Source organism: Mesorhizobium sp. (genome assembly GCF_041661565.1).
Classification (GTDB): Bacteria; Pseudomonadota; Alphaproteobacteria; order Rhizobiales; family Rhizobiaceae; genus Mesorhizobium.
The window spans coordinates 1-12032 of record NZ_JBAZUD010000145.1; the positions used below are offsets into that span (position 1 = coordinate 1).

General features: G+C 63.7%; 9 protein-coding genes and 1 pseudogene. 6 read left to right on the forward strand and 4 right to left on the reverse strand.

The genetic code is table 11. From position 1 onward, the window contains the following. A partial coding sequence (locus tag WC739_RS20985) for a bifunctional rhamnulose-1-phosphate aldolase/short-chain dehydrogenase (protein WP_372954922.1) occupies positions 1–1469 on the reverse strand: 1469 nt, incomplete at its 3' end. Between the two features lie 185 nt (positions 1470–1654). Between WC739_RS20985 and WC739_RS20990 the strand changes: the two genes are divergently transcribed. The 6 genes from WC739_RS20990 to WC739_RS21015 all read left to right on the forward strand — a co-directional run bounded on the left by WC739_RS20990 (position 1655) and on the right by WC739_RS21015 (position 8573). After that, positions 1655–2464 carry a DeoR/GlpR family DNA-binding transcription regulator gene (locus tag WC739_RS20990; protein WP_372954923.1) on the forward strand — a complete coding sequence of 270 codons (810 nt, stop codon included), beginning with the start codon at positions 1655–1657 and terminating at the stop codon, positions 2462–2464. 53 nt (positions 2465–2517) lie between these two features. Beyond that, the gene (gene rhaS, locus WC739_RS20995) at positions 2518–3516 is read left to right on the forward strand and encodes a rhamnose ABC transporter substrate-binding protein (protein ID WP_372954924.1); all 999 of its coding nucleotides are present in this window, start codon (positions 2518–2520) and stop codon (positions 3514–3516) included. A gap of 112 nt (positions 3517–3628) precedes the next feature. Beyond that, the gene (locus WC739_RS21000; protein WP_372954925.1) at positions 3629–5173 is read left to right on the forward strand and encodes a sugar ABC transporter ATP-binding protein; all 1545 of its coding nucleotides are present in this window, start codon (positions 3629–3631) and stop codon (positions 5171–5173) included. Then, positions 5170–6147 carry an ABC transporter permease gene (locus WC739_RS21005; protein ID WP_372954926.1) on the forward strand — a complete coding sequence of 326 codons (978 nt, stop codon included), beginning with the start codon at positions 5170–5172 and terminating at the stop codon, positions 6145–6147. Before WC739_RS21000 ends, WC739_RS21005 begins: the two co-directional genes overlap by 4 nt. Beyond that, positions 6144–7139, forward strand: coding sequence for an ABC transporter permease (locus WC739_RS21010; RefSeq protein ID WP_372954927.1), 996 nt, complete (start codon positions 6144–6146; stop codon positions 7137–7139). The genes WC739_RS21005 and WC739_RS21010 overlap by 4 nt, the downstream gene beginning before the upstream one ends. Before the next feature lie 57 nt (positions 7140–7196). Further along, the gene (locus tag WC739_RS21015; RefSeq protein WP_372954928.1) at positions 7197–8573 is read left to right on the forward strand and encodes an FGGY-family carbohydrate kinase; all 1377 of its coding nucleotides are present in this window, start codon (positions 7197–7199) and stop codon (positions 8571–8573) included. Here WC739_RS21015 and WC739_RS21020 read toward each other — a convergent pair whose 3' ends face one another. The 3 genes and pseudogenes from WC739_RS21020 to WC739_RS21030 all read right to left on the reverse strand — a co-directional run. Further along, positions 8574–10400, reverse strand: a complete 1827-nt coding sequence (locus WC739_RS21020; RefSeq protein ID WP_372954929.1) for an alanine racemase — start codon at positions 10398–10400, stop codon at positions 8574–8576. Positions 10401–10403: 3 nt separating this feature from the next. Then, a complete protein-coding gene (locus tag WC739_RS21025) occupies positions 10404–11654 on the reverse strand; it encodes a D-amino acid dehydrogenase (RefSeq protein ID WP_372954930.1) in 1251 nt (416 codons plus the stop codon). Between the two features lie 106 nt (positions 11655–11760). After that, a pseudogene (locus WC739_RS21030) lies at positions 11761–12032 on the reverse strand (UDP-glucose 4-epimerase GalE); the annotation flags it as partial.

Below are 12032 nucleotides of genomic sequence, written 5' to 3' on the forward strand. Positions count from 1 at the left end.
AAATCCTTGCCGTAGGCTTTGGCCAGTTCCTCATTGGCGCTGGAGAGCGCGGCTTCGTCGATGTCGGCCAGCACCACGCAGGCCCCCTCGCGCAGAAGGCGGTTGGCCGTCGCGCGGCCGATGCCACCGGCCCCGCCGGTGACCAGGGCGATCTGGCCGGCGAGCGACTTCGGCTTGGGCATGCGCTGCAGTTTCAAATCCTCGAGCAGCCAGTATTCGATGTCGAAGGCTTCCTGCGCGGGCAGGCCGACATAGGACGAAACGGTCGAGGCGCCGCGCATGACATTGATGGCGTTAACGTAGAATTCGCCCGAGATGCGCGCCGTCGCCTTGTCGCCGGCGAAGGTGAACATGCCGACGCCGGGCATCAGATAGACCACGGCATTGGGATCTCGCATGGCGGGCGAATCCGGGTGCTTGCAACTGTCGTAGTAGGCCTGGTAGCCGGCGCGGTAAGCCGCGATGTCGTCGGCGAGGCGGGCCATGACGGCATCGACGTCGGGCTTTGCGGGGTCGAATTCGATCACCAACGGCCGGATCTTGGTGCGCAGGAAATGGTCCGGGCATGAGGTGCCGAGTGCGGCCAGCGAGCGCAGATCCCTGGAGTTGACAAATTCGAGCACGGCGAGCTGGTCGTCGAAATGGCCTGTTTTGTGGCTCTTTTCCGAGATCAGGCCGCGGATTTTCGGCATCAGCCTTGCCGCGATGGCACGGCGCGCGGCGGCGTCGAGCGACTTGACCGCTTCGCCGCCGAAGATGGCGAGACCCTCGGAGCGGCGTTCGAACCAGTCGATCGCCTGGTTGATCACCGAGATCGTCGTCTCGTAGCACTCCTTTGGCGTGTCGCCCCAGGTGAACAGGCCGTGGCTTTCGAGGATGACGCCCTTGGCGGCAGGATTTTCCAGGCAGAATTTTTCCAGCCAAAGGCCCAATTCGAAGCCAGGGCGTTTCCAGGGCAGCCAGCCGATCGCGTCGCCAAAGATTTCCTTGGTCAAGGCCTTGGAATCCTTGGCGGCGGCGACGGCGATGATGGCGTCGGGATGCATGTGGTCGACATGCGGCTTCGGCACGTAGGCATGCAGGGGCGTGTCGATCGAGGCAGCGCGCGGATTGAGGTTGAAGGTGCAGTGCGGCAGGAAGCCGACCATTTCATCCTCGTGCTCGACGCCGCGATAAAGGCCCTTGAGAGCGCGCAATTTGTCTATGTAGAGGGTGGCGAAGCCGTCGAGTTTGATCGAGGCGCTGTCGCCGCCGGAGCCCTTGACCCAGAGCACTTCGACGCTCTCACCGGTGAGCGGGTCCGTCTGCCAGATCTTGGACGACGTATTGCCGCCGCCATAGTTGGTGACGCGCTTGTCGGAACCGAGCGTGTTCGAGCGATAGACCAGAAGCTCAGGCTCGCTCATCCCCACGGCTTTCGCGTCATCCCAGAGATTTGCGAGCCGCGAGCCGGAGCGCTTGTCGAGCATGGATATCCTCCCTGGGACGCCAAAAAAGGCGCGGTCCATTTTTCCGCAAATGTCTACGCAAGCCGGATGCTTGTCAATCATAAACGATCAACATCGATCATATTGCACTGCACAATGGAATTATATGATTGGAAATGATTGACACTGCTGTTTTTGGATGCCTAGATGCCAGGCAGGGAGGAACCATGCACGAGAAAGAGCGCCACAGGATCATTCTGTCCGCCGTCCAGGAAAAGCCCGTAGTGACGGTGCAGGAGATGGTCGACCTGACGCAGTCATCCGAGGCGACGATCCGGCGCGACATCGCGGCCCTGCATGTGCAAAAGCGACTGCGCCGGGTGCGCGGCGGCGCCGAGGCGATCTCGCCGCCGCAATTCATCGGCCTGGCCGGCCGGCCCTTTTCCGTCAACGAAACGCTCAACGCTTCGCAGAAACGCGCGATCGCCCGGGAGGCGGTCGACTTATGCGCGGACGGCGAGCCGATCATCATCAATGGCGGCACGACGACGTTCCAGATGGTGCATTTCCTGACCGGCCGCCGCATGCCGATCTTCACCAATTCCTTCCCCATCGCCGAGCACCTGCTCAAGCACTCCAAGAACACCGTGATGCTGTCGGGCGGCACGATCTACCGCGAGCAGAACATCATCCTGTCGCCCTTCGACAATGACGTGACGCGCAACTTCTATGCGCGACGCATGTTCATGGGCGCGCAGGGACTCGGCCCGCTCGGCCTGATGGAAGGCGACCCGCTTTTGATCCAGGCGGAACAGAAACTGATCGACCAGGCCGACGAGCTCGTGGTGCTGGTCGATTCCTCGAAATTCCGCAAACGCTCGAGCCTGATCCTGTGTGGCCTAACGCGCATCGCCAAGGTCATCACCGATGACGGGATCGAGGATCGCGAGGCCAAGATGTTGGAGACCGCCGGCGTGACGCTGATCGTCGCCCGCAAGTCGGCAAGCAACAAGGAAGAATCTTCACTGCTGGCCTGAGACACCTCACGCCCGCGGCGGCGATGGAATGCAACACTCAAGGGAGGAATACGATGAGCTTTTTGAAGAAATTGATGGTGACCGCGGCCTTCTCGGCCGCCATGTTCGTGAATGCCGCCTATGCCGCCGAACACGTCAAGATCGCGCTGGTGGTGAAGTCGCTCGGCAACGGCTTCTTCGATGCCGCCAACAAGGGCGCCGAAGAGGCGGCCAAGGAACTGGGCGATGTCGACATCATCTATACCGGCCCGACCAAGGCAACCGCCGAAGCGCAGATCGAGGTGGTCAATTCGCTGATCGCGCAGAAGGTCAACGCCATCGCCATTTCGGCCAATGACGCCGACGCCCTGGTGCCAGTGCTGAAGAAGGCGATGAAGCGCGGCATCACCGTCATCTCGTGGGATTCGGGCGTCGCCAAGGAAGGCCGCGAGCTGCACCTCAACCCCTCCGACACCGGCCTGATCGGCGAGACGATCATCAAGCTTGCCGCCGATTATTTGCCGGAAGGCGGCGACGTCGCCATCCTGTCGGCTTCCTCGACCGCAACCAACCAGAACGCCTGGATCGACGCGGCCAAGAAAATCCTGCCGGAGAAGTTCCCCAAGATCAAACTCGTCGCCACCGTCTATGGCGACGACGATTCGGCCAAGAGCACGGACGAGGCCAAGGGCCTGTTGAAGTCCTACCCGAACCTGAAGGCGATCATCGCGCCGACCACCGTCGGCGTCGTCGCCGCCGCCCAGGTCGTCACCGACGAGAAGCTGATCGGCAAGGTCAACGTCACCGGCCTCGCCCTGCCGTCCGAGTTCAAGAAGTTCATCGACAACGGCGCCAGCCAGGCGGTCGCGCTGTGGAACCCGATCGACCTCGGCTACTCCGCCGTCTACCTCGCCCATGACCTGGCGGTGAAGAAGGAAAAGGCCAAGCCCGGCGCCACGCTGTCGATCGGCCGCGTCGGCAAGGTCACGCTCGACGACACCAACTCGGCCGCGATGGCTCCGCCCTTCCAGTTCGACAAAACCAACATCGAGAAGTTCTCCAAGATCTATTGATCCAGTGCGCTTGCACCCTCCCCGTTCCGGGGAGGGTCGCGAGGCGGTGTGGGAAGACAAACCGGCGAGACGGGATGGGGGTGGCGACATCTCCATATGCCAGGACCTTGATATGCGCGTAGACCCCCTCGCTCAAACTGCCTGCCCTCTCCAAGAGGAGGAGGCCGCCCCGCGCCTGGCGCTGGCGGGGATCGCGAAGAGCTTTCCGGGCGTGCGCGCGCTGCACGACGTCAGCCTGTCGCTTTATCCGGGACAGGTGACGGCGCTGATTGGCGAAAACGGCGCCGGCAAGTCGACGCTGGTCAAGATCATGACCGGCATCTACCAGCCCGACACGGGCACGATCAGCATTGATGGCCAGGTTGTAACCCTGCCCAGCGCGCACGCCGCCTTCGGCCATGGCGTCACCGCCATTCATCAGGAAACCGTGCTGTTCGACGATTTGACGGTCGCCGAAAACATCTTTCTCGGCCACGCGCCGCGCACCCGCCTCGGCCTGATCGACTGGCGCACGATGCGCAAGGATGCACGCGAGGTGCTCGACACCATGCATGCCGGCCATATCGACGCCGACGCGCGGCTGAAGGATCTCGGCATCGCCAACAAGCATCTGGTCGCCGTCGCGCGCGCCATGTCGATCGACGCCCGGATCGTCATCATGGACGAACCGACCGCCGCGCTCTCGATGAAGGAGATCGAGGAGCTTTTCCTGCTCATCGAGTTCCTCAAGGAAGAGGGCAAGGCGATCCTGTTCATCAGCCACAAGTTCGACGAGATCTACCGCATCGCCGACCGCTACACAGTGTTCCGCGACGGAGAGATGGTCGGCAAAGGCCTGATCAAGGATGCCGGCCAGAGCCAGATCGTTCGCATGATGGTCGGCCGCTCGGTCGACCACATCTTTCCGCAGCGCAAGGCCGAGATCGGCGCGCCCGTTCTCACTGTCTCCGGCCTGTCACACCCGACCGAATTCAGGGATATCGGCTTCGAGCTGAACAAGGGCGAAATCCTCGGCTTCTACGGTCTCGTTGGCGCCGGACGCAGCGAGGTGATGCAGGCGATATCAGGCATCACGCGCATCTCGGGCGGCACGATCACGCTGGAAGGCAAGGCGATCGCGCCGAAATCTGCGGCGGATTCGATCGATGCCGGTATCGTCTACGTGCCTGAAGAACGTGGCAAGCAAGGCGTGGTGATCGGCCTTCCGATCTTCCAGAATGTCTCTCTGCCTTCGCTTAAGCGTACGTCCAAGTCAGGCCTGTTGCGGCTGGCGGAGGAGTTTTCGCTCGCCCGTTCCTACACCGAGCGGCTTGATCTCAGGGCCTCTTCGCTCAGCCAGGATGTCGGCACGCTGTCGGGCGGCAACCAGCAGAAAATCGTCATCGCCAAATGGCTGGCGACGGCGCCGAAGGTCATCATCCTGGACGAACCGACCAAGGGCATCGATATCGGCTCCAAGGCCGCCGTGCATGGCTTCATGGCCGAACTGGTGGCGCAAGGCCTGTCCGTGATCATGGTATCGTCAGAGCTGCCCGAAATCCTCGGCATGTCCGACCGGGTTATCGTCATGCGCGAAGGCCTCGTCGCCGCCGTTTACGAAAACAAGGACCTCGACGCCGAAACGCTGGTCAGGACCGCGGCGGGGATTGCGGCATGAAAGCCTTTCTCAAATACCGCGAGATCTGGCTGCTGGCGGCCATCGTCGTGCTGATCGGCCTGATCTCGACGCGCTTTCCAGCCTTTGCCGATCCGGGCAATCTGCGCCAGGTGTTCAACGACACCTCGATCCTGATGATCCTGGCGCTGGGCCAGACGGTGGTGATCCTGACGCGGTCGATCGACCTGTCGATGGCGTCCAATCTCTGCTTCACCGGCATGGTGGTGGCGATGCTGAACGCCGCGCATCCCGCGATCCCGATCCCGCTGCTGATCGTCATCGCGCTCGCTGTCGGGCTGGTGCTCGGCGCCATCAACGGCCTCCTGGTGTGGCGGCTCAACATCCCCTCCATCGTGGTGACCTTGGGCACGCTGACCATCTATCGCGGCGCCACCTTCGTCCTGTCCGGCGGCGCCTGGGTCAATGCCGACAAGATGAGCCCGGACTTCATCGGCTTCCAGCGCGCGGCCCTGCTCGGCATTCCGGTGCTGTCGTGGATCGCCATCCTGGTCATCGCGCTGTTCTTCGTGCTGATGACGCGCACCGCGCTCGGCCGCTCGATCTATGCCATCGGCGTCAATCCGACGGCGTCGGTCTATGCCGGCATCGATGTCGGCCGGACGAAATTCATCGTGTTCTGCATCTCCGGCATGGTCGGCGGCCTTGCCGGTTACCTCTGGATCTCGCGCTACGTGATCGCCTCGGTCGAGGTTGCCAATGGCTATGAACTCAACATCATCGCCGCCTGCGTCATCGGCGGCATCTCGATCGCCGGCGGCATCGGCTCTGTTGGCGGCGCGGTCCTCGGCGCACTGTTCCTTGGCATCATCTCCAATGCCTTGCCGGTCATCAACATCTCGCCCTTCTGGCAGATGGCGATCTCGGGCAGCGCCATCATCCTCGCCGTCGTGCTCAATGCGCGTGGCGAACGCCAGCAAGGCCGCATCATCCTGAGAAAAGCAGAAGCGGCATGACCGACATCCCTGCCCCTCGTCATATTCCCGACCGGCTCGACAAGCCGCTCTCGTCAGCGATCTTTTCCTGGGAAGCGCTGCTGGTCGTGGTGGCCGTCGCCATCTTCGTCGTCAACAGCTTCGCCTCGCCCTATTTCCTCGATCCCTATTCGCTGTCTGATCTGACCTTCAATTTCACCGAAAAGGGCCTGATCGCCTTCGCAATGGCATTGCTGATTATCTCCGGCGAGATCGACCTGTCGGTCGCCGCCATCATCGCGCTCGCCTCGACGCTGATGGGGATGGCGGTCCAGGCCGGCGCCGATACGCCGGTTCTGGTGCTGATCGGCATCCTTGTCGGTCTCGGCTGCGGCGCCTTCAACGGGCTGCTGGTGACAAGGCTCGGCCTGCCGTCGATCGTCGTCACCATCGGCACGATGAGCCTGTTTCGCGGCATCGCCTTCATCATCCTCGGCGACCAGGCTTACAAGGGCTATCCCGAAAGCTTCGCGTTCTTCGGCCAGGGCTATGTCTGGTGGGTGGTGTCGTTCGAATTGGTGCTCTTCCTCATTGCGGCCGTCGTCTACTGGTTCCTGTTGCACCGCACCAGTTTCGGCCGTCGTATCTTTGCCATCGGCAACAATCCGGTCGCGGCGCAGTTTTCGGGCGTGCGCGTCGGCCGCATCAAGTTCGTCCTGTTTTGCCTGACCGGGCTGATGTCGGGCATCGCCTCGGTGCTGATCACCTCGCGCCTCGGCTCGACCCGCCCATCGATCGCGCAGGGCTATGAACTGGAAGTGATCACCATGGTGGTGTTGGGCGGCGTCAGCATCCTTGGCGGGGCCGGCAGCATTGTAGGCGTTGTGCTTGCCGCCTTGATCATGGGATTGGTGACCTTCGGGCTCGGCCTGCTCAACGTGCCCGGCATCGTCATGTCGATCTTCATCGGCCTGCTGCTGATCATCGTCATCGCCTTGCCGATCGTTTGGCGGCGGCTGCGAGGGGGACGCTGATGCTCCGGAGGAGGGCGACCGGGATAGCCCGCCGCTGGGCAGGACGGCTTGAATGACATGAGCGCGATCCGCCATGTCGCTGTCATCGATATCGGCAAGACCAACGCCAAGGTGGCGCTGGTCGATCTTGTCACATTGAGCGAGGTGGCGCTGCGCCGTATGGCGAATGCGCCGCTGCTGCGGGCGCCCTACCCGCATCATGATGTCGAGGCGCTGTGGGCGTTCATCCTCGACAGCCTCGCCGGCCTCAGCCGTGAACAACGCATCGATGCCATCTCGATCACCACCCATGGCGCGACGGGCGCGCTGGTCGACGCTTCGGGCGAGTTGGTGCTGCCGATACTCGACTACGAATTCGACGGACCCGACGGGCTGGCGGCGGAGTATGACGCGATCCGTCCGCCCTTCGACCAGACCGGGACGCCGCGCCTGCCTCTTGGCCTCAATCTCGGCGCACAGTTCTACTGGCAGCAGAAGCGGTTCCCGGCTGAGTTCGCCAAGGCCACCACGATGCTGATGTACCCGCAGTATTGGGCCTTGCGCCTGACTGGGGTCGCCGCCAACGAGGTGACTTCGCTTGGCTGCCACACCGATCTGTGGAACCTATGGACAGCGGATTTTTCGTCGCTGGTCGATCAGCTGGATTGGCGCGGCCTGATGGCGCCAGTGCGGCCGGCGGGAGAGCGACTTGGGCCGATCCTGCCGGCACTTGCCGCGCGAACCGGCCTCGATCCGCAAGTGCCGGTATTCTGCGGCCTACACGATTCCAACGCCTCGCTGCTGCCGCATCTGCTCGCCGACACGCCGCCCTTCTCGGTGGTCTCGACCGGCACCTGGGTGGTGCCGATGGCGGTCGGCGGCAGACAGGTCGTGCTGGATGCGGCGCGCGATACGCTGGTCAATGTCAATGCGCTGGGCGATCCCGTTCCCTCTGCCCGCTTCATGGGCGGCCGCGAATTTTCCCTGCTGACGGAAGGGCTGCCAGGGAGTTGGACCGAGGAGGATGCCGGCGTCGTGCTGGCGCGAAGGACGTTGCTGTTGCCTTCGACCCAGCAAGGCTCGGGGCCGTTCCCGCACCACGCCGCGACATGGCTCAGCGCCGAAGGCATCGACACCGGCCAGCGTTTTGCCGCCATCTCGTTCTATCTAGCGCTGATGACGGCGACCTGCCTCGAGCTGATCGGCGCCGACGGCCCGACCACGGTCGAGGGGCCCTTTGCCCGCAATCGCCTGTTCGTCGGCATGCTGGCCGCGGCGACGGCCCGCAGCGTCATCGCCTCGGAGGCCGCCACCGGCACAAGCATTGGCGCAGCCCTGCTGGCATCGGATCAGGTAACGGCGCACGGCAAGGGCGAAAGAATAGAGCCGCCGACCGACCCGGCCTGGGCGAACTATGTCAGCGCCTGGCGCGCGGCGGTCGAAGCACGGGATTGATCATAGGATCCGCTTGCCGAAGGCCGACATGACGAAGTTCACAGTGTCGGTGCCGATCCTGGGCTCCAGATCCTTGGTCAGGCCGGAGACATCCATCGACAGCAGACCGCCGGACAGCGCGATCGCCTCCATCGCCTGGTGCGTTTCGCGCACCGTCAGTCCGCCGGACCCCGCCCCCCAACCGGCGAATTCGGTTGCGGTCGGCGAGTAGCTGACATGGAAGCCTTGGGTCCCGGAGGTGGCGACGCGGATCGCCTCATGCATCAGGTCGCGCATGCCCATGGCGTCGACGTCGGTCATGGTGAAGGCCGAGACACGCGAGTCCTTCAGCACCCTCACCTCCGCAGGATCGGCATGACGCAGACCGACGATGACGACATTCTCCGGCGACAGCTGCGGCTGCAGAGCCCCGGCCTTGTGATCGAGGCCGAGCGTCCGCGCCAGCACCGAGGCTTCCGGCAGATCGATGCCATCCTCGTCTTCCGGCATCAGGGCGGCGATGGAATCGATCCATATCAGGCCGAAGGAATGCGTCGCCCGCGCCATCGCCGTCAGCGCCTTGTGTGCGACGCGACGGTCGGCGCCGACGGTCAACCGGATCAATCCCGAGGGCGGCCTTTCCATGTCCGCGAGTTCGACGACATCGAAATTCATCGCCTCCAGCCGCGCGCCGGTCCCTTCCCGCGCAAGAATGCCGGCGGCCTCGCGGTCGGCCGCGATCGACACCATCCTGCGGCCGGAAAAGTCGGCGACGTCGTGCATCGGCGCCTTCTCGACATATTCCGAGGTCATCGCCAGCAGCATGGCACCATAGCTCATGCGGAAGGCGACGCGGTCGCCGACGGCCGGCGGCGGATCGGCGTCCTGCACATCCAGCATCAAATGGTCGCTGGAGGCGCCGAGCACCCTTATCCCCTTGGCGATCGGCGTCAGACCCTCGACCAGTACGTCCTCGCGGCCGATATTGGCGATGGCGCGCAGCCTGTCGCCATCGTCGGAGAAGACCGGCTGGTTGCCGAAGGCGTCGTAGCCGGATTGTCCGATCGGCCGTGACGGCTTGAGCTTGACCTCGATGATGTCGCTGGTCAGCCGGCAGGCATCGGGTTCGAGCTCGGCCCATGGCACATCGCGGAAGGTCTCGATGCCGCCTTGCAGGATCGCCTCGCCGACGCGCAGATTGTTGATGCCAGCCGGGAGTTTGCCTTCGAGCAGCAGCGGCAGTGACGACGAGGCGCCCCCGGAAATCCAGTCGAGGCTGTTGCCGGACAGTCGCTCGGCCTTGTAGGCGTGCGCGACCAGTTGCCCGAGATTTTCCTCGGTCGGCATGATGGCGCCGAAGCAGCCGAGATTGGTGCCGATGCCGGCGATGCGCACGCCCTTGAATTCGAGGATTCGCTCGACCGTCGGGATCAGGTCGTTCGGCCAGATGCCTTCGCGCAGATCGCCGAGATCGATCATCAGCATGATGTCATGCACGCGGCCCATGCGCTCGGCGATGCGCGCGATCTCGCGGATGGTGGCGAGTTCCGACTGCAGGCTGATGTCGACGGTGCGTACCACCTCCTCGACGCGCGCCATAGGCGGGCTGCGCAAGAGCATGATGCGCGCGTTGATACCGCTGTCACGCAGCCGGCGGATGTTTTCGAAGCGGGACTCGGCGATGCCGGCAACGCCGCCACGCAACATGGCCCGCGCCACCTGCGGCATGCCGCAGGTGCCCTTGGTGACGCCGAACACCTTGATGCCCGAAAGCGCGCAGCGGTCGACGATGGTGCGGGCGTTGCGCTCGATGCGGCCAAGGTCGATGGCGACTTGCGGTCCCGACATCCCTCAGTTCCTGTAAACCAGCCCCTGCGGATCGATCTCGGGCTTGCGACCGGCGACAAGGTCGGCGAGGAATTTTCCCGAACCGCAGGCCATCGTCCAGCCGACGTGGCCATGTCCGGTGTCGAGATAGAGGTTCTTGTAACGCGCCTGGCCGATGACCGGCACCGAGTTCGGCATCATCGGCCTAAGCCCAGCCCAGAATTCCGCCTTCTTCTCGTCGAAGGCACCAGGGAAAAGGTCCTTGCCGGTGCTGATGATCGTTTGGAAATCAGCGGGCTTGAAGCTGCGGTCGAAACCGGTGAATTCGGCCGTCGAGGACATCCGCAGGCGGTTGCCCAATCTGGAATAGCCAATCAGCCTATCCTCGTCGGCGCCGCCCATGGTCGGTCCCATGCTTTCGTCCTCCAAAGGGATCGTCGCGGTATAACCCTTCACGGGGTAGACAGGCAGGTCGATGCCGTAGCGGCGGCCGAGCAGGCCGCTTTCCGGGCCCATCGAGATCACCACCGCATCGGCGGCCACGGGACCCCCGGACGTCATCACCGCGCGCACATGATCGCCCTCGATATCGAGGCCCTCGACGGTGGTCCCGAACAGGAATTTGACGCCAAGTTTCTCGGCCGCATAAGCGGCCAGCCTGTCGACAAACAACTTGGAATCACCGGTCTGGTCGATCGGCGAATAGACTCCACCGGCGATCTTTTCCTTCACGCCTGCGAGGCCCGGCTCAAGCTCGACCAGCCTGTCGCGGCCAACGATCTCGATCGGCAGGCCATGTTCGGCCAAATAGCGATAATTGTCGGTGCCGGTGTCGAGACTGTGCTGCGATCGGAAGAAATAGAGGATGCCCTTCTTGCGCTCGTCATAGTGGACGCCGGTTTCGGCCGAGATGGCATTGATGCACTCGCGCGAATAGAGCGCCAGGCGCAGCTTGACCTGGCTGTTGGCGCGCAGCCGCGCCACCGTGCACTGGCGCAGGAAACGCAGGCTCCAGGCGAGGAAATAGGGGTCGAAGTGCAGCCGCACCTTGATGCCGAGATCATGGTTGTAGAGCGCGCGCAGAAATGTCTTCAGAGCCGCCGGCGAGGCCCAGGCCGTGGCATCGCCCGGTGACACCAGGCCGGCATTCGACTGGCTGGTGCCACGCGCCGGCGCAGGATGGCGCTCGACCACGGTGACCTCGTGGCCATCGGCCGCCAGATAATAGGCGGCCGCCGTCCCGACAACGCCGGCTCCGAGCACCACTATCTTCATGCCATCCCCCAAAAGCTCTTCGCGGCGCGGCGCCTCCACGCCCGACCGCGAGTGCCTTCCATAGCGCTTCGCCGAGCGCCTTGCGACCCCTTGGGAAGAACTTGGCTCAGCCGCGTGCCGAGTTCTTGCTGGTCAGGATACGCTCCCAGGCCAGCGCATCGGCAACGATCTGGTCGAGATCGTCCCGTTGCGGCGTCCAGCCAAGTTCCGCCCGGGCAAGGTCCGAATTGGCGACCACCGCGGCGGCGTCACCCGGGCGGCGATCGCCCATCCTGACCTCGAAAGCGTGGCCGAAAGCGCGCCGGACGCTGTCGATGACCTCGAGCACCGAATAGCCATGGCTGTAGCCGCAATTGGCGACGAGGCTCGTGCCCCCGG

Excerpts from the sequence above, each read along its gene's own strand:
- WC739_RS20990 (WP_372954923.1), top strand. The coding sequence starts at position 1,655 with ATGCACGAGAAAGAGCGCCACAGGATCATTCTGTCCGCCGTCCAGGAA.
- rhaS (WP_372954924.1), top strand. The coding sequence starts at position 2,518 with ATGAGCTTTTTGAAGAAATTGATGGTGACCGCGGCCTTCTCGGCCGCC.
- WC739_RS21000 (WP_372954925.1), top strand. The coding sequence starts at position 3,629 with ATGCGCGTAGACCCCCTCGCTCAAACTGCCTGCCCTCTCCAAGAGGAG.
- WC739_RS21005 (WP_372954926.1), top strand. The coding sequence starts at position 5,170 with ATGAAAGCCTTTCTCAAATACCGCGAGATCTGGCTGCTGGCGGCCATC.
- WC739_RS21010 (WP_372954927.1), top strand. The coding sequence starts at position 6,144 with ATGACCGACATCCCTGCCCCTCGTCATATTCCCGACCGGCTCGACAAG.
- WC739_RS21015 (WP_372954928.1), top strand. The coding sequence starts at position 7,197 with ATGAGCGCGATCCGCCATGTCGCTGTCATCGATATCGGCAAGACCAAC.
- WC739_RS21020 (WP_372954929.1), bottom strand. The coding sequence starts at position 10,400 with ATGTCGGGACCGCAAGTCGCCATCGACCTTGGCCGCATCGAGCGCAAC.
- WC739_RS21025 (WP_372954930.1), bottom strand. The coding sequence starts at position 11,654 with ATGAAGATAGTGGTGCTCGGAGCCGGCGTTGTCGGGACGGCGGCCGCC.